13 protein-coding genes are annotated in these 17731 nt (G+C 54.8%); 4 read left to right on the forward strand and 9 right to left on the reverse strand.

All coding sequences use genetic code 11. From position 1 onward, the window contains the following. Positions 1-12: 12 nt before the first annotated feature. From C9990_RS15570 to C9990_RS15610, 8 genes are all read right to left on the reverse strand, one after another. Positions 13-867, reverse strand: coding sequence for a DMT family transporter (locus C9990_RS15570; protein ID WP_106803850.1), 855 nt, complete (start codon positions 865-867; stop codon positions 13-15). 69 nt (positions 868-936) lie between these two features. Next, a complete protein-coding gene (locus C9990_RS15575) occupies positions 937-1659 on the reverse strand; it encodes a haloacid dehalogenase type II (RefSeq protein ID WP_106803851.1) in 723 nt (240 codons plus the stop codon). A 68-nt stretch (positions 1660-1727) separates the two neighbouring features. Further along, the gene (locus C9990_RS15580) at positions 1728-2057 is read right to left on the reverse strand and encodes a tRNA-binding protein (protein WP_106803852.1); all 330 of its coding nucleotides are present in this window, start codon (positions 2055-2057) and stop codon (positions 1728-1730) included. A gap of 45 nt (positions 2058-2102) precedes the next feature. After that, a complete protein-coding gene (gene gabT, locus C9990_RS15585) occupies positions 2103-3386 on the reverse strand; it encodes a 4-aminobutyrate--2-oxoglutarate transaminase (RefSeq protein ID WP_106803853.1) in 1284 nt (427 codons plus the stop codon). A 252-nt stretch (positions 3387-3638) separates the two neighbouring features. Next, positions 3639-5069, reverse strand: a complete 1431-nt coding sequence (gabP, locus tag C9990_RS15590) for a GABA permease (protein ID WP_106803854.1) — start codon at positions 5067-5069, stop codon at positions 3639-3641. A 787-nt stretch (positions 5070-5856) separates the two neighbouring features. Continuing rightward, positions 5857-7422 carry a PucR family transcriptional regulator gene (locus tag C9990_RS15600; RefSeq protein ID WP_106803856.1) on the reverse strand — a complete coding sequence of 522 codons (1566 nt, stop codon included), beginning with the start codon at positions 7420-7422 and terminating at the stop codon, positions 5857-5859. A 103-nt stretch (positions 7423-7525) separates the two neighbouring features. Next, complete coding sequence (locus C9990_RS15605) at positions 7526-10432, reverse strand: FAD-binding and (Fe-S)-binding domain-containing protein (RefSeq protein ID WP_106803857.1); 2907 nt, start codon at positions 10430-10432, stop codon at positions 7526-7528. Positions 10433-10686: 254 nt separating this feature from the next. Further along, a complete protein-coding gene (locus C9990_RS15610; RefSeq protein ID WP_256595096.1) occupies positions 10687-11979 on the reverse strand; it encodes an MFS transporter in 1293 nt (430 codons plus the stop codon). 484 nt (positions 11980-12463) lie between these two features. On the opposite strand from C9990_RS15610, the gene C9990_RS15615 reads away from it, so the two are divergent. The 4 genes from C9990_RS15615 to C9990_RS15630 all read left to right on the forward strand — a co-directional run bounded on the left by C9990_RS15615 (position 12464) and on the right by C9990_RS15630 (position 17189). Next, positions 12464-14065: an amidohydrolase family protein gene (locus C9990_RS15615; protein ID WP_256595097.1), complete on the forward strand. Its 1602-nt coding sequence runs from the start codon at positions 12464-12466 to the stop codon at positions 14063-14065. Between the two features lie 9 nt (positions 14066-14074). Further along, positions 14075-15055, forward strand: coding sequence for a GTP-binding protein (locus C9990_RS15620; RefSeq protein WP_106803859.1), 981 nt, complete (start codon positions 14075-14077; stop codon positions 15053-15055). A 305-nt stretch (positions 15056-15360) separates the two neighbouring features. After that, positions 15361-16800, forward strand: a complete 1440-nt coding sequence (locus C9990_RS15625) for an ATPase domain-containing protein (RefSeq protein WP_106805665.1) — start codon at positions 15361-15363, stop codon at positions 16798-16800. A gap of 23 nt (positions 16801-16823) precedes the next feature. Beyond that, the gene (locus C9990_RS15630) at positions 16824-17189 is read left to right on the forward strand and encodes a response regulator (RefSeq protein WP_065905277.1); all 366 of its coding nucleotides are present in this window, start codon (positions 16824-16826) and stop codon (positions 17187-17189) included. Positions 17190-17399: 210 nt separating this feature from the next. On the opposite strand, the gene C9990_RS15635 is transcribed toward C9990_RS15630, so the two are convergent. Then, entirely contained in the window at positions 17400-17648 is a 249-nt protein-coding gene (locus tag C9990_RS15635) for a CsbD family protein (RefSeq protein ID WP_065905276.1), read from the reverse strand. Between the last annotated feature and the right edge of the window lie 83 nt (positions 17649-17731).

Genomic DNA, 17731 nt, shown 5'->3' on the forward strand with positions numbered 1-17731 from the left:
CAATAGCGATGCCTAAGTTGCTCTTCTCGACATTATCATCGAGCAAACAACTAATCCCGCGCCTACCCAGATGTACCACTGCATGCCGACCTGCAGGTAGATGGCCAAGAATGCGGTGGACAGCACAGGTGTGGCATAACTGAGGACGGCTACCTGCTCATGATTGGCATTTTTCATGGCATAGTCCCAGAGGTAAAAGGCTCCACCCATAGGCCCCAACCCCATGTAGACAATTGCCCAGGTCTCACTAGGGGTGAGCGACGGCCATTGCGCGCCTGCGCGATAAACCAACAGGCACGCAGCGCCCGACACAAGACAAAACAGCCCGACCGATGCACTGCGAACACCCGTATATTGCTTGGCAAGTAGCGAGTAAGCTGCCCACAGGATGGCCGAAACAAATGCCAGGCCATAGCCAAGCCAGTTACCCTCACCCAGAGAGTGATCGGGATTACAGCTGATCACTGCGCCAACAAAACCCACAAGTCCGGCCAAAATCGACCTCGTGGTGAGTCGTCCGCTCGACACAAAGAGTGGAGCCATCACCACGATCAGCACAGGCCAAAGGTAGTGCAGCAGACTGACGCCGATCGGATCAGCCAGTTGGAGCGCGTAAAAATATATGACGTGGTAGGCCAACATGCAGAATGTGCCCAGCACAAAGAGCCTGCGCGGCATAGCCCAGAGCCTGAACCACGGAAGCCCGATGAGCCCACCAATAAATAGCGCAGCACCCGTAATAAACATGGGAGACACGTTCTGGCAGTAGGTAACACTCACTGCCAAGGTGCTCCAGATGATCACTGAGACTACCGCTGGGATAATCCCGAACTGAGATCTTGAGACAGTTGAATCATACGAACTCATGGCAGTCTCGCTGTTAGTTCAAGTTCAGCGGAAAATACCGGCGACCCGCAACAGTCGCCGGCATCGGTATTAACCCTTAAGCGCTTGCTTATGGGCCTCAGCCATCTCGCCCATGCTGTTGAAGCGGAAATCGATGTTGGGCATACGCGACGGAACGTGGGTCGCACCGTAGCCTTCTTTACCGTGACGGCGGTAGATCCAGGCCGAAGCCAGACCTGCGTCGTTGGCGGGGATATGGTCGTGGTAAAGGCTTTCTGCAGTGTGCAGGATATCGCCTTTCTCGATGCCAGCTTGAGCCAGAGCATCGATCATGAAGGTAAAGTTGTTTGGGTTTGGTTTGTACGAACCCACATCCTGAGCGGTGATAATGTGGTCGAACTCGACACCCAGCTTCGCATTGCTCAGCTTGAACTCATTGCGGTCGATGTTGGACAGGATGACCAGCTTGTAATGGTTCTTCAGATACTGCAAAGCTTCCACCGTATCTGGGAATGCAGGCCAGTTCTTCACAGAGGTGCCGAACTCTTCACGCTCAGCAGCCTCAGGTTGCAGACCCCATTCTTTGGCGATGCGGTCATACACAGCGCGCAGAATGTCCTGGTAAAGCGCACCAGGGGTCTCGGTTTGCTGAGGCGACTCGTTGCGACCAAACACTTCCAGCAGCTCGTCAGAGGTGAAAGACTTGCCAGTGCGCTTGGCCAGTGGTTGGAGGGCGTTGACGATACCGGTTTCCCAGTCGATCAGGGTGCCGTAGCAGTCGAAGGTCAACGCTTTGAAGTCGGTCAGTTGCATCTTGATATCCTACTTTAGGTTTACTTGTTTTGAATCAGCCGCGGTATCGCAGCACAGCGGCTAGAGGGTTAAAAAATCTTGCTGCCGAGTGGAACAGGCCGCTCTGTGGTCAGGTAAACAACCTCACCCGGCTCACGATCGACACCCAACATCAATACTTCGGAGGTAAAGCCCGCAATCTTCCTGGCGCCCAGATTGACGGCGCACACCACCTGCTTACCGACAAGCTCTTCAGGGCAGTAGAGCTTGGTGTACTGCGCGCTGGTGGTTTTCTCGCCCAACTCACCAAAATTGATCCAGAACTTATAAGCTGGCTTGTTTGCTTTTTCATTGAGCTCCACTCGCGCGACCTCGCCGATACGAATGTCAACCTCATTGAACGCTTCAAACGGGGACATAACCACTCCAGTATTATTGCGGTGTAAATCGATAAAACCTCAGCCTTATGCTTCGGCGACAACCAGCGCACGCTCAAACATGCCCAAGGCTTCAGCCACATCCTGCTCGGAAATGACCAGCGGGCAGATGAAGCGGACAACATTGCGGTACACGCCGCATTTGATCACCAGCAACCCCTCTTCACGGGCAGCATCGATGATCCGTTGCGCCAGAGCCGCATCTGGCTCTTTTGACTCACGATCAGAAACGAACTCAACGGCTGCCATTGCACCGATCGCACGCACGTGACCGATGCCTTTGAAGCGGCCTTCCAGGGCTTTGAAGCCTTCCAGCAGCTGGGCGCCGATCGCGCGGCTACGCTCCGTCAGGTTTTCCGACTCGAAGATCTTGATGACTTCCAAGGCTGCAGCGCAACCGAGCGGGTTGCCACCATACGTACCGCCCAAGCCACCTGGTTGTGGGGCATCCATGATTGCGGCACGACCTACGACACCAGAGATCGGCAGACCGCCGGCCATGCTCTTGGCAACGGTTACCAAGTCAGGCTGGATGCCGGAGTGCTCGAAGCCGAACATCTTGCCGGTACGGCCGAAGCCGGTCTGAATTTCGTCGCAGATCAGGACGATGCCCAGCTCTTGAGTTTTCTTGCGCAGAGCACGCATGAACTCGACCGGCGCGGCGATGAAACCACCATCACCCTGGACGGGCTCAATGATGATTGCAGCGACGCGATCAGCAGCGATTTGAGTGTCAAATACCTCCTGCAGAGCGGCCAGTGCTTTCTCGGTGGTCACCCCACGGTACTCGTTCGGATACGGCGTATGGTAGATATCCGGAGCGTACGGGCCGAAATTCTGACGGTAAGGCTGGCTCATACCAGTGAGGGTCATACCCATCAAGGTACGACCGTGGAAACCGCCACGGAATGCGATCACACCTGGACGATTGGTATGGCCACGCGCGATCTTGATGGCGTTCTCAACAGCTTCAGCACCGGTAGTCAGGAACACTGACTTGTAGTGCTCCGAGCCACCCACCAGGTTGTTCAGCTTTGCGGCGAGGTCGGTGTATTGGTTGTAAGCCGCGACCTGGAAGCAGATGTGCGAGAAGGTATCCAGCTGCTTACGTACCGCTTCGACGACGCGTGGGTGGTTGTGACCGACGTTCAGCACGCCGATACCACCCACGAAGTCCAAGTATTTCTTGCCTTGGTCATCCCAGAGGTAAGCACCTGCAGCGCGGCTCACGGTGATCGGGTGAGCAACCGCAACACCATTGGATACATGTTGTGCGCGAGGCGATACGGACAGTTTTTGTTGAGAAGACATGGTATTCACCTTTGTGTGTCAGTGTGGCAATCGTAACGACACCTTCACACTCAAAATACGTGCGAGAACTAGGAAGACTGATTGATTTTTTCGTACTAAAAGTAGATACAGAAAAGATGGGGCTCAGGGCAGGAAAGCGAGACAGCAACAAGCCGAGCCCAACTATTCCGTTGGCAGCTGGTAGGCCAACAACAAGGGGGCGCGCGACCCCGCCCCCTCCACCCCTCTTGAATAACCTGGACCTGAAGGAGGTCAGCGATGGTTATTGCTGACGACACCCTGAGACCAATTCGCCGCGTTGCTACGGCGCTTGGTGTAAACACCAGTGGCAACGATCACGAGTGCCAGCACCGCCGTCGACGCCACCTCATAAGTGTGTTTAGGGAGCGTCAGCATCAGGCACAGCGCGGCCGTAATGAAAATGATCACAAGCCAGGTCAGCCAAGGGTAAAGCCACATCTTGAAGCCCAACTCCTGGCCGTCAGCGACCAGCTGCTTGCGCATGCGCAACTGCGAAACCGCGATAACCAGGTAGACCAGCAATGCAACTGCCCCCGAGGTTGCCAGGAGGAATGCAAATACTGTCTCAGGGGCAAAGTAGTTAATGGCAGTCGTAACGAAGCCAATAGCCGTACTGGCCAAGACTGCCCTGCGCGGGACATTTGAGGCAGTCGTCGCCTTGAGCGCTTGTGGCGCATCACCGCGCTTGGCCAGGGAGAACATCATCCTGGAAGCGGTGTAGATGGCCGAATTGAGACAGCTCGCTACAGCGACGAGAACCACGATATCGACGATCAGCTTGGCGTAGGGAATTTGCAGCAGCTCCAGCGCACGCTGGTACGACCCAACCACGGAAAGCTGGGCGTCGTTCCATGGCACGATGGAAACCACCATAAAGATCGAAACAATGTAGAAAATACCGATCCGCCAAATAACAGAGTTTGTAGCCCGGGCGATCTGCTGAGACGGGTTTTTCGATTCTGCTGCAGCGATCGTGACGATCTCGGTACCCATGAAGCTGAACATGGTCGTCAGCAAGGCACCCAGCACCGGCCCATAGCCATTCGGGGCGAAACCGCCATTTGCGTGCATGGTAGCGACGAAGCCTTCAACCTCCCGACCGGGCAGCCCTCCCACGAGAGCGACTGCAACCAAGATGATGAATGCCATGATTGCGACCACTTTCGACAACGCAAACCAGAACTCAAACTCGCCGTACTTAGCGACGCTGAAGAGATTTGAAATGGTCAGAAGTGCAGTGATCGCCAACGCGAACAACCAGGTATCAACAACCGGGAACCACGTGTTCAAAATGGCAGCTGCTGCAATGGCCTCCAAGGGGATAACGAGAACCCAGAACCACCAATACAGCCAACCGATTGAAAATCCGGCCCATTGACCGATGGCCCTGTTCGCATAGGTGGAGAATGATCCGGTATCGGGAGAGGCTACTGCCATTTCGCCGAGCATTCGCATCACCAGCACAACAAGCGTACCGGCTGCGATATAAGAAAGAAGCACCGCCGGGCCAGCAGCAGCAATTGCATGACCCGAGCCAACAAACAAACCCGCCCCGATGACACCCGCAATCGAGAGCATCGTGACGTGGCGCTGTTTTAAACCAGTGGAAAGGTTTGATCCTTCAGCAGTAGCTGAATGGACTGAATGAGAGGGTTGGGACATCTTGAAAAGCCTCGAGTTATTATTAGGCAGGCGTACATATCTGGATCTAACTACTCGGTTCGCACGACCGGCAGGCCCTTTCCCTGGGACTTACAGGGAATCATTGAACAGGAGGGGGACGAAAGAGACTACCTACTCGACAAACGAATTCGCGATCGTTTTTTGGGTCGGCTGATAGCACACAGCCGTAATAGAGAAGAAAAAGATAAGTAATATTAAACAGCTACTTTTTGCCCGGTCCCTTTCTTGTGATTATCCAGTAAAGTCAGCAGGAACGAATCCAACAATGTAGTGCAGGCTCCACGACCACCGGCACTCAGTCCCACGATAGGAACAACCCCCCTATCGGTCAACTCACACAAGACGCCTGCCAACTGCTGCCCTCTGAGTGTGTTGTGAAAAACTACGGCGTCTACTAGAACTTGAGCCGCCACCTCACCACCGTTGTTAAAACACTTCTCCCACTCGGCCATGAGCCTGGTCTGAGATACAACCATCGCAGCATAGCCCGCACGGTAGACTCGACCACCTGAGCATCCAGCCCCGGCAGACGGAGGTTCACCCACGGCGACGACAACGCGGTTGCCAGCAGCCTTTAAATCAATAGCCGTTCTGGCCAGCGCAACTAACTCAGACTGCACTACCCCGCCGTCGAGATCAAAGAGAGTATTTTCAGACTGCGATACCAAACGCAGCCCGCATGAAGTTTTCGTCACACGCCTAGACACATAGCCTCCCACGCTTTGGGACAGGCAATTAATAGCCGCGCCCCAACACGTAATATTTTCTAAGAGTTCTCGTCAGCGGCCAAAAGATACATTTGAGCGGCTACTTGAAGCTTGAATTTGTCATCAGGGTTATCGAGCGAAATATCCAACATCATCTCAATACGCTCTACCCTGTAGCGCAACGTACTAATATGGATATCCAGTGCCTTGGAGGTATTCAATAACTGGAAGCCTTCCTTGGCCAAGGTAAGAGCCGTTTCAATGAGCGTGTTGCCACGCTTGGGATTGCCCAGCGGTTCAATCATTTTCTCTACCAGCAAGCGTCGAGCATCCGCATCGCCCATCAGCGCCCTGGGAAATAGAACCTCATCAAAATCATGCAACTTACCTGGCTTGAGCAAAGGCAGAAGCGCAGATACATCCTCTGCGCCATGAGCCATACCGGTCACTCCTTGGTGAGTCCGACTGACCGCCATTGCGCAGCCCTCGGTGCGCACCGCCCGCCATACCGCGTCCGGCGCAATTTCCGACGGCAACAAGAAGCTCACCTGGTTCAGAGACACGGACATGAGCGGCGCCACACCCAGGCTCTGCATTGCTTGCGAGATTCGATCCGCAGTTCTTGAACGCCGAGTGAAACCCTCGATAGAAAGCGGAATCGGCTCATTCAAAAGCACCAGGCAAACCCTGTAGTTTCTATTTTCACTCCAGCCCGAAGCTTGAGCTCGCTCGATAGCGCTAGGCGTGGCCGAAAATTTTCCCTCCAACAAACCCGCTACAAATGCGTAACCCAAGCGAGTTTCTTGATCAGACAGCTCTCGCTGATAGGTCAGGTGCAGAGCTGCAATAACCGCAGCATGCTCCAAGGCGCGGGAGTCTAGTTCTTCAAACTCGCGCTCATCACTTCCCAGCCATACGATTCCAATGACCTCGTTCCTTAAACGGATGGCTCCACCCAACCTGGGCTTGGTCACCCACTCCGAAACCACTTTAGGGACATTGGACTCGAAAAAAGCAGTGAGAGGCTCCAGCTCGGTGAGTTTTTTAACCAGCAGTCGTTCGCAGGCTTCATCTGCGCTGGGGTCGGACGCCCCCAATATCGTCCCGTCCACGGAAACGACGGTAGCTGATTTGTCGAGTGCCGCTTTCAAAGCCTTAGCCAGCCCCTCCAGGTTTTTCCCCTCCAGCGCAGCTTCGGTCAATGTGCGATGGATGTGGTCAGAGCGGCGAATCGTCTCGGCCTGGATATTGATGATCCGTGCCAACACATCGTGCATGATGTCGCTGAACGGAATTTCCCAAGGCAATTCAAGCAGAGGCAGATTGCAGAGGTTGGCTTCTTCGATTGCCGCTTCAGTGAAGTGCTCCCGAAAATGCGGGACTGCCAGAACGACTCCTGCCAAGCCGATCTCACTGAGGCGACGCACCATGCTTCGGCTTTCATCGTCATCCACCGGCCAGTTGTAACCGGTGGTCAACAGCAGCTCGCCTGGTTTCAACCAATTGGTGATCTCAGGGTGATCGACGATATGAACCCACGTTATTTCGCGATCCATGGCATTTGCCCCTGCAACAACAGAGGCTTCGCGCAACACAGTGTTTTCAATCGCAGTATCGAGCTTCATGACCAACCTACTCCACTCCATAAGTACCTACACGCTGCATCCACTGACTGCCAGGACACAGGCCCCAGCAGCCGAATGCATGAGAATGCCGTGCCTGGCGCGACTAGCCCAGAATTTTCGCGAGATACTCAGCCAAGTGCATGGCTTCTCGACCACTCACGTTTCGGATCTGACCCCGGCAGCTGAATCCATCGGCGACCACCGGAGTTTCCTGTGGGATCTTGTCGATATGGGGCTTGAATTCTTTTTCACCGATGATCTTGGCTATCGGAGCCGTTTTGCTGTGGTAGGCGTACGCTCCAGCAACACCACAGCAACCGGAATTGATCACCTGGCCTTTACCACCGAGCTTCTCCAGGACGCCTTGCTCGCCTTCCATGCCGCCACAAGACTTCTGATGGCAATGACCATGAATGCGGACATCTTCATCAATCAGGGGCAATTGCAAGCCACGACTCTTGATGAACTCACTAAGGGTCATGATCGACTCCTCGAGTTGCTTGGCACGCGGGTCTGCTGGGAACAAACTGGGCATTTCGTCTCGGAATACCGAAAGACAGCTTGGTTCCAGAACAATGACAGGCATGCGCTCCTCCAACACCGGCTCCAACTGAGTGAGGATCTGCTCCAGATTAGCCTTCGCCTGATCAATCATCCCCACGTCGTAGTAAGGCCGGCCACAGCACACATGACGCTTCATCAGCTTCACATTGAAGCCGAGCGTTTCCAGGACAGTCACACCCGCCTCCAACACCTTGGGCGTGAACCCATTGTTGAAGCTATCTACCCACAACAGCACTTCAGTGCCTGTGCGCTGGCCCTGGTTTTTCAGGATACGCTTGGCTGTGACACCACTGCGAAAGCTCTTCGCCGCGATCTTGGGAAATTTGGCGTGGCGCGCCAGGCCGAAATATGAACCTGCTGTGCGCACCAGCGGGTTACCCATCGCGTAATTGAGTACAGGTGAAAACTTGGTGGCATGGGGCAGCCATTCACCAATTCGGCCAATCATCGCATCCATGACCGGGCGACGCTTCTCGCTGTAGTAACGATTGAGGAATTCGGTTTTATATCGCGCGATGTTCACATTGGTAGGGCAGTCGGTCTTGCAGCCTTTACAGCTCAAGCACAAATCAAGCGAGTCTTTGACCTCTTCGTTCTGCCAGCCATCCTCAATCACCTCGCCCTTGAGTAACTCGAAGAACAGGCGCGCACGACCCCGCGTGGAGTATTTTTCGTCGCGTGTAGCCCTGAAACTCGGGCACATGGTTCCACCTTCCAGGGAGCGGCACTTACCCATTCCAATGCAGCGCTCGGATTCGCGAGCCAGGCCTTTGTCGCCGAGACGAGGGTCGTATGTGAACTGGCTGGGGATTTCTCGACGCTTGTAATCTGGACCCAAGCGAAGGTTGGCATCGACAGGCATTGCATGGATCAGCTTGCCTGGGTTCATTTTGTTGAGCGGATCCCAGATAGCCTTGAACTCGGCAAAGGCATTCATTATCTCGGCGGAGTACATGATGCGCAGGTACTCACCCTTTGCCTGGCCGTCGCCGTGCTCGCCGGACAAAGAGCCGCCGTAACGGACAACCAAGTGTGCAGCCTCGTCGAGGAACGCCCGCCAGTTGTCCAGGCCATCTTGAGACTTCAAATCGAAGGTGATCCGAGAGTGGATGCAACCATCGCCGAAGTGGCCATAGAGATTCGTTTTGTAGCCATAGTTGCTGACTAGGCTCTTGAACTCGCGCAGGTACTTCCCCAGGTGCTCTGGCTCAACCGCCGCATCTTCCCAGCCCACGACAGGATCAGGTTCGTTGGGGTCCAACCCCAGGGAAGTGGCCGAAGCCCCGGTCTCACGAATTGTCCAAATCCGGTTCATCAAGCCGGCATCCGTAACCAGCCGGACGCTTGGACGCCCTGGCAGCTCTGGCGCTATATCGACGGCTTTCTGAGCGAAAGCGATCGCATCTTCGGTTGAGAGCGCGCCGAACTCAATCATCAACCAGGCATTGCCGGCAGGCAGCTCCGCAATGTCAGCGAGCTTCATACCGCGCTCTTTGAGTCCCTCGATAATGCCGTCGTCCAGCCCCTCCATGGCGATAGGGTTGAGCGGTAGCAACTGAGGGACCGAATCGGCGGCGTAGTAGATCTCCTCGTAACCCAATACCAAAAGGACACGATGAGTTGGATTCTTCACCAGGAGGGTCTCGGCCTGGAGCACTGTCACGCAAGTACCCTCCACACCTACCAGTGCTCGAGCAATGTTGAAGCCATTCTCCGGCAACAACTGATCCAGGTTATAACCCGAGACTCGACGCTTCAGCTTGGGGAAGCCTTGACGAATTTGCTCCTCGTTCTTATCTACCAACGCCTTCAAGGAACGAACGATTTCGGCGCGACGGCCACCGGCGTTGATATGCTCCTGATACGTGGCCTCATCGGTCGGCCCGACCCAAAAACGCTCACCGTCGTAGGTGAGAATTTCCAGCCGCTCCACGTTCTCTACCGTCTTGCCGGCCATTACCGAGTGAGCGCCGCAGGAGTTGTTCCCAATCATGCCGCCAAGGGTGCAACGGCTATGAGTCGCGGGATCAGGGCCGAAGGTCAAGCCCACCTTTGCAGCTTCGCCTTTGAGCTGATCGCAAATGACGCCTGGCTCAACCCTGGCCAGGCGTCGGCCCGGATCGATCTCGTGAATTGCATTGAGATATTTAGACGCATCAATGACCACCGCAGCGTTGACGGCTTGGCCACACATCGAAGTACCAGCACCACGAGGAAGAATCGGAATCCCGGAATCCCTGCACACTCGCACCGTGGCGATGATGTCGTCGATGCTTCTAGGGATCACGATACCGATTGGCAGTTGACGGTAGTTCGATGCCTCAGAGGCGTAGATCGCACGAGTCGCTGCGTCGAACCTCACCTCCGCCGAGGTCTCAGCCTCCAGTTTGGAGCGCAGACTCATGAGGACATTGAGGTCGAACGGGATAGGATTATTTTTTGTCATTTGGAAAAGCCTGGTCTCGATCAGCAGCACGGGAACACAACGTGAAGCCCTACGCGGAAGACCGGAGGTAGAGCGACGGAGGTTAGGTACTGTAAGCCGAGAAAGCGCGCAGCTCTACCAACTCAAAGAAGGATAAAAGCATTATTTTATCCTGCTCAAAATAGGAATTAAGCAAAGACAAAATTTCAGATGAGATCGCCCAATACACCGCAAGAACGCCGGGTATCGCATAAGCGACCCCGGCGCTTCATGGATCAGCGACGACCAGGCTGCCGATAACCGAGCATTACACCGAGAAAACTGAACGCTGCCGCGATCATCACATAGAAAGCTGGAGCGGTAACCGAGCCGGTAACACTGATAAGCCAAGTGAGGATCAGCGAGGCAAACCCACCAAAAGTCATCACTGCAAGGTTGTAGGCCAAGGACAGGCCCGTTGACAGCACCTTGGTGGGAAAGGTCTCTGAAAGCGCAGCGAGTATCGGACCAGTGTAAACCGCGATCAGGACACCAAACACCGCCTGGAAGATGCAGAGTGTGTAAAGCGAGGGCGAACTGGCGATCATATTGAACATCGGCCAAGCCACAAGAAGTATCACCGCCGAGGCTCCAGCTAGCAGGTACTTGCGACCAACCTTGTCAGAAATGTAACCCGTGATTGGAGAGCAGAACGCAATTACGCCGCCGCCCACCATAGCGGCAATGAAGGAGGCAGACTGAGGAAGCTTCAGCACCTTCACAGAGTAGGTTGGCATATAAAACAGAATGACATAGATGCACACCGTCCAAAGTACGATCATGGCGAAGCTGGCGACCGCCTGCCGTGGATACTCGCGAAGAACGTCTCGCAGCGGCGTCTCGGTCAGCTCGCAAGACTCTTCAAACACCGGTGACTCATGCAGGTTGCGGCGAATGAAGAATCCGATAGGGCCAATCAGGATGCCGAACAGGAATGGAATTCGCCAACCCCAGCTCTCGACCTCCTCCGGGCTCAAGCCGAGTGTAATGCCGGTACCGAAACAAGCACCGAGCAGAACTGCAAAGCCAATACTCGTCTGGATCCAGCTTGAGTAATAAGCCTTCTTCCCTTCAGGTGCTTGTTCAGTCAGATAAGCCGTGGCGGCACCCATCTCACCCCCCGCAGAGATACCCTGGAGCAGTCGCGCAAATACGATGATACATGGAGCGAGCATACCTGCCTGCTCATAGGTCGGCGCCAAACCAATCAGGGCCGTACCAGCCCCCATCAAGATGATGGTCAGAGACAACGCCCCCTTGCGGCCATAGCGATCAGCGTAGATGCCGATCAGCACACCGCCCACCGGCCGCACCAAAAAACCGACACCAAAAGTTGCCGCCGAAAGCATCAGCGACGTCAAGTCATCTCCGGTAGGGAAAAATAACTTACCGATGATAATGGCAAAGAAGCCATACACCATGAAGTCAAACCACTCGAATCCATTCCCTAGAACAGTGGCGATGATAGCTTTGCGCCGCATTGCGCTCATATCCACCGCACGACCAACATCCAAACTAATTGCACTCATTTTCAGATTCCCTCGAGCCTTCTGTGAAAGCCGCGCCTTTTGTCGTTGTTGTAGGGTTCGTCAATTGAGCGCCTGGGAACGTCGCGCTTCTACCACACCAAAATAGGAATTTGAGGCAAATAAATCCTATTTCGAGCACTTCAACCTATTCCGAGTCGGAATTTAACCGTCTCGCTTCGACTCCAGACACTAAGAAATGCAAGGGCTGCAGGGATAGGATGGGTGTAAGGGCAAATCCTCCAGCCGTACATCCAAGCCGCGCCACCCGATGGCTGAGATAGGCCCTGTAGAGCCTGAGCAAAGGTCACAAAGACCACCCGATTCAGGCCGACTTTCTTACTGCCCATCTGCCTAGGGTGCTGTGGTAACTCCACACCCCTGAGTGGCTCGACATCAGCGTCTAAAATGCTGTGAGCCCCTGCTCAACTCCAACAGGCCCGCCACTAGTCGTCGCTGGTCGGTAAATAAAACAATAGGAGGCTATGTGAAGACGAGCCCTGCTACGTCAATTGAGGTAGGCGAAGAAATGGTCGCCGGCTTCGCCAAGAAAGGCCTTGGCCAAGTCAAACCCGCCACCAGCAACGAGCGAGGCAATGGACCATACTCCCGCCTGGTGCTTCGAGGCATCACGGTCATTGATGGTACCGGTGCCCCACCTTGGGGGCCTGCCGATATCGTTGTCGAAAATGGCCTCATCACTGAAATCGCAGCGGTTGGCGTCCCCGGGCTGCCGATAAACCCCGCCCGTCGCCCCGCAGAAGGCGTTCGCGAGATCGACTGCCATGGCAAGTTCGCTACGCCAGGTTTCATTGATTGTCACGCTCACGTCGGCACACCCTTTCACGCAGAAAGCGGTGAGATGCTTTCAGCCGATTACGTATACAAGCTCTGGCTGGCCCATGGCGTCACCTCGGTGCGAGAGGCCGGCTGCATGAACGGGCTCGCCTGGACATGTGAGCAGCAACGTGCGTCAGCTGATCACACCATCGGGGCGCCCAATCTCTACCCGTACGTCTACTTCCCTGCTGTGAACGATTACCTGAAGGTGATCTACAGCCCAGAGCAAGGACGTGAGTGGTTGCGCCAGGTGCGCGAGAAAGGCGCCTGTGGTGTGAAGTTCTTTGGCTCTCCACCCGCCATTATGGAAGCCGCTTTGGACGAGTGCCAAAACCTCGGGCTCAAAACCTGCTGCCACCATGCCCAGCTTTCAGTCGGCCGCATGAACGCGCTCAAGACAGCGAAGTGGGGACTGACCAGCACAGAGCATTCCTACGGCCTCCCCGAAGCGCTGATGGAAGGAAGTACCCTTCAGTTCATTGATGACGACTACAACTACAACGACGAGTACATCCGCTTCGCCGCCGCCGGCAGAACATTCCTGCAGGCAACAAAACCAGGTAGCCAGAAGTGGAATGAGGTGCTCGAAGCATTCCTTGAGGTGGGCCACACCTTTGTTCCGACGATGAATGTCTACGACAGTAACCGTGACGTAATGCGAGCTCGTCGCGCTGACTGGCATCAGGAGTACACCGACAGCACCTCCTGGAACTACTTCCAGCCTCAACGAGGTGGGCACGGCGCCTACTTCTTTCGCTGGTCAACCAAGAATGAACTGGAGTGGAAGGAAAGCTTCAGGATCTGGATGCAGTTCTTGAATGAGTACAAAAACCGAGGGGGTCGGGTGTGCCCAGGCAGCGATTCCGGATTCATGTTCCAGGTCTATGGCTTCGGCTTTGTACGTGAGCTTGAGCTTCTACAAGAGGCGGGATTCACGCCACAGGAGGTGCTGCGTGCTGCCACCCTGCAAGGGGCCGAACTATTGGGTATTGAGCACAAGACTGGCACCCTGGAGGTCGGAAAAGAGGCCGACATCCTCATTCATAACCAGAACCCCTTGTCGGACTTCAAGCTGCTTTACGGGACTGGCGCCGTGCGACTCAACGATGACACCAACGTAGCCGAACGTAAGCGCTGCCTTGATTACACCCTCAAGGGCGGCGTCATTTTTGATACCGGGGAACTGCTCGCCGATGTCCGCGAGATGGTTGACGAAACCTGGAACGGCGAACATAAGCCAACCCTGTAGGAGGCGGATATGATTTCTCCTGCAAAGGGTATCGATTTCTTCATCTTGACCGGCCCGCTGGGCAGCGGCAAAACCACCCTGCTGGAACAGCTTCTCTACACCGTAGAAGACAGCAACGGCACAGCGGTAATCGTCAACGAAGCCGGTGCCGTCAACATCGACGGCGCGGTACTCGTCGATTCGACCAATGGGCTGGTCATCGAAACACTCAGCAATGGGTGCGTTTGCTGCAGCCTTAACAATGACTTGGTCACCACGGTGCAACATCTAATTGAATCCAGGGCACGGATGGATTTACCGCCATTTGAACGAATCATCCTGGAGTGCAGCGGGCTGTCCATGCCCGGAGAAGTGGTGCGCTCCCTGGCTGGCTTAGCCCACCTGCAGATGGCCGTTTCGATCATCTGCACCTACGACTGCACGAGACCGTCCTTACTAAGCACCCAGTTCGATGCAGCAGCCGCTCAACTTAGTGCAGCCCAAACTGTAGTGCTCACCAAGATCGATTCAGCGTCACAGCAGGAACTGTGCACTGCAATGGCAACAGCGGAGCGAATCAACCCGTTCGCAACCATTGTCGAAGAGATATCGCAAGCCAAGAGGAGCCATCGCGCTTTTCTGAACGCGACCCTACGCCCACTTGATCACACCCTCCCCCAACGCAAGCTCGTTCAAGCCACCGCTCACCCACGCATACACGTATACCAGGCTCAGCTAAATGAGCCGGACCCGGGCGATGCCATCGACTGGCTTGAAAACGTCACCGGCTGTCTCGGTGAAAAACTGCTCAGAAGCAAAGCACTGATCTGTACACCAGAGAGGGATTTTCTGATGCAGACAGTCGGCACAGCGTTTTCCGCGCCACGGCTACTTCGTACAAAGTCTGGAGGTCGATCGGTGGCCATCTTCATCACCCAGGACTGCGAGTTACATGAGCTGACAAGGATTCCGTCGAGCCTTTCTATAGAGTGGGAGCAGGAAGCCAACTGAGCGATGAAGATCAGGCCAGTTCAACGCCCCTCCTACGCTTTGCCTGACTTCATTCCACTTGTCGCAAACGCTCGCTATCTCTAACTGCAATTGAATCACTGCGAGATTAAAGGGTCATCTGCTAGCAAGGCTGATTTCGCCGTGACTTTAGAGAGTCTAAGTCCGAGTTCAAGGCGACTGGAATGGGCCATATAACGCTCTAAGTCAGCCATGCTTCAGCCGAGAATGGCCCCAGAACGAAAATGGCGTTAGCATTCCGCCTCACTCGGCTTAAACAGCCTGTTTTTTCAGATCAGGGTCGCAACGTGGAAAAGCTAAAACGCCTCCAAAGTGGAATCGAAGGGCTCGATGCTCTGCTCAAGGGAGGGCTGGTCGCAGGCGCTTCATACATAATCCAAGGGCGCCCGGGATCTGGAAAAACGATCCTCGCCAACCAACTTGGGTTCCATCATGCGAGCAATGGAGGCCGGGTTCTGGTCGCCACGCTTCTGGCCGAGTCACATGACCGCCTGTTTCAGTTTCTTTCTACGCTAAGCTTTTTCGACTCGTCCAAAGTCGGCGCCGAAATTCAATTTGTCAGTGCTTTTGACACCCTGGAAAACGAAGGCCTGGATGAAGTAGTAAAGCTGCTTCGGCGCGAGATAAGTCGCCAAAAAGCCACCGTGATGGTAGTCGACGGCTTGCTCAATGCGCGCTCAAAAGCCGATTCGCACATCGACACCAAGAAATTCATTTCAGAGTTGCAAGGGCATGCGGCTTTCGCCGGTTGCACCGTCCTGTTTCTTACCAGTTCGCGACTCGATGACGGCAGCCCTGAGCACACGATGGTAGACGGCGTGATTGAAATGGGTGAAGAACTATATGGCACTCGCTCGGTGCGCCGTATTCAACTACGTAAAACTCGCGGCAGTGGGGCAATGACAGGCCTTCATGAATGTGAGATCACCGACAACGGATTGGTGGTTTACCCTCGACTCGAAAGTCTCTACAGCCACCCGTCCGCCCCAGACAGCGCCGACATGACGCGCATTGCCAGTGGCATTGACTCACTGGACGACATATTGGGCGGAGGCCTTTACAGTTCCAGTGTGACTCTGGTCATTGGCCCATCAGGAATTGGCAAAACCACGCTGGGCCTCAAATTCCTGGCCGAATCGACGGTGGAGGCTCCGGGACTGCATTTTGGTTTCTACGAGAGCCCACAGCGGTTGCGGCTTAAAGGCCAATCACTGGGTATCGATATCAAAGGTATGGAAGACAGTGGTGCCCTGAATATTGCCTGGCAGCCGACTACCGAAGGCCTGCTGGATGGCCTGGGGGCACGATTGCTGAGTATCGTTGAAGATAAGGGCATCAAGCGTCTGTTCATCGATAGCCTCAGCGGTATGACACGTGTCTCGACAAATCCCGCGCGTATTACTGACTTCTTCAGTGCGCTGATGAACGAGTTGCGATCCAGGGGCGTTACGGTATTTGCGTCCTGGGAAATGCGCGATCTTTTTGGCTCAGAGGTCAGTGCACCGAACTCTGACCTGTCCAGCATCGTCGACAACCTGATGCTGATGCGGTTCTCTGAGAATCACTCTGAACTAAGCAGGACGCTATCCATTCTTAAAGTAAGAGACAGCTCTTACGATCCCTCTCGATTTGAGGTCGTCATCCGTGATCATGATGTTTTCCTGAAAAAGGCTTTAAGACATGAACCCTCAGTCCCCACTGATTCATGCCCCGGTTCAACTTTTTAAGCTTTTGAGCAGGTTGTATTAACATGACCACCATCCTGGTCGTCGACGACGAGTATTTGATCGCTGATATTCTCTGCTTCGCGCTGGAGGATGAGGGGTTCATGGTGGTGACCGCCAGCAATGGTCAAAAAGGCCTCGAGGTGCTCAATAGAGAACAGCCAGCCCTGATCATTACCGACTTTATGATGCCGGTCATGGATGGCCTGGAATTCGCCACAGCTGTCCGAGCCCTCCCGTCCGCTGGCCATTTGCCGATTATCTTGATGAGCGGTGCTCAGGCACATATCGGTATGCAGAGATCAGATTTGTTTGATGCTGTATTGGCCAAGCCATTTAATATCGACTTGATCATCGCCGAGGTTCGAAAGCTCCTGGCGAACAGGCCATGATGGTGTAGATGATCAATCACAGCTGACAACTCCGGATACGACCCAGTGCAGCCGCTAGAGGCCTCTACGACGCGGCTGCCGACGCGGCGAGCCAGCGAGATCAGCAGCGTGGATGCCTGCCTGAATCGCCTCCCTCCCCCTCTCCTGATGGGAAGCCCTGGAGAGTCAGAGGGAAGGTTTCGGAAAAGCTATTGACGGCCTCCTCCTGGCTTAGCGCCGCAGGAGACGGTCAAGCACCAGCAGTGCTACTGCACCGATTGCCAGTGCGGCAACAGGCTTCTCTTTAACGAACGTCGAAACACTGTCCAGTGCGTCGCCGTAAGTCTGGGTCAGCTGACCCGCCGCTTGGCGTCCGGCGCCTTCGGCTTCCAGCTTCGAATCACCGAACAGTTTTCCCACGGCGCTTTGTGCCTTGCCAGTCAGCTTTTCTGCAACACCTTCTACCTGTTCACTTTTCATGATTCATAAACCTTCGTGTCAGTGGAAACTCAAATTAAGCCAACTGCTCTGGCGACCAGAGGAATAGGCGTCTTATCGGGACA

The sequence above is a fragment of the Pseudomonas sp. S5D5 genome, assembly GCF_003013355.1.
Taxonomy (GTDB): Bacteria; Pseudomonadota; Gammaproteobacteria; order Pseudomonadales; family Pseudomonadaceae; genus Aquipseudomonas; species Aquipseudomonas aylmerensis.

Bases quoted from the DNA above. Each gene is read 5' to 3' on its own strand.
- C9990_RS15635 (WP_065905276.1), bottom strand. From the start codon at position 17,648: ATGAAAAGTGAACAGGTAGAAGGTGTTGCAGAAAAGCTGACTGGCAAG.
- gabT (WP_106803853.1), bottom strand. From the start codon at position 3,386: ATGTCTTCTCAACAAAAACTGTCCGTATCGCCTCGCGCACAACATGTA.
- C9990_RS15580 (WP_106803852.1), bottom strand. From the start codon at position 2,057: ATGTCCCCGTTTGAAGCGTTCAATGAGGTTGACATTCGTATCGGCGAG.
- C9990_RS15605 (WP_106803857.1), bottom strand. From the start codon at position 10,432: ATGACAAAAAATAATCCTATCCCGTTCGACCTCAATGTCCTCATGAGT.
- C9990_RS15630 (WP_065905277.1), top strand. From the start codon at position 16,824: ATGACCACCATCCTGGTCGTCGACGACGAGTATTTGATCGCTGATATT.
- C9990_RS15620 (WP_106803859.1), top strand. From the start codon at position 14,075: ATGATTTCTCCTGCAAAGGGTATCGATTTCTTCATCTTGACCGGCCCG.
- C9990_RS15610 (WP_256595096.1), bottom strand. From the start codon at position 11,979: ATGAGTGCAATTAGTTTGGATGTTGGTCGTGCGGTGGATATGAGCGCA.
- C9990_RS15575 (WP_106803851.1), bottom strand. From the start codon at position 1,659: ATGCAACTGACCGACTTCAAAGCGTTGACCTTCGACTGCTACGGCACC.
- gabP (WP_106803854.1), bottom strand. From the start codon at position 5,069: ATGTCCCAACCCTCTCATTCAGTCCATTCAGCTACTGCTGAAGGATCA.
- C9990_RS15570 (WP_106803850.1), bottom strand. From the start codon at position 867: ATGAGTTCGTATGATTCAACTGTCTCAAGATCTCAGTTCGGGATTATC.
- C9990_RS15600 (WP_106803856.1), bottom strand. From the start codon at position 7,422: ATGAAGCTCGATACTGCGATTGAAAACACTGTGTTGCGCGAAGCCTCT.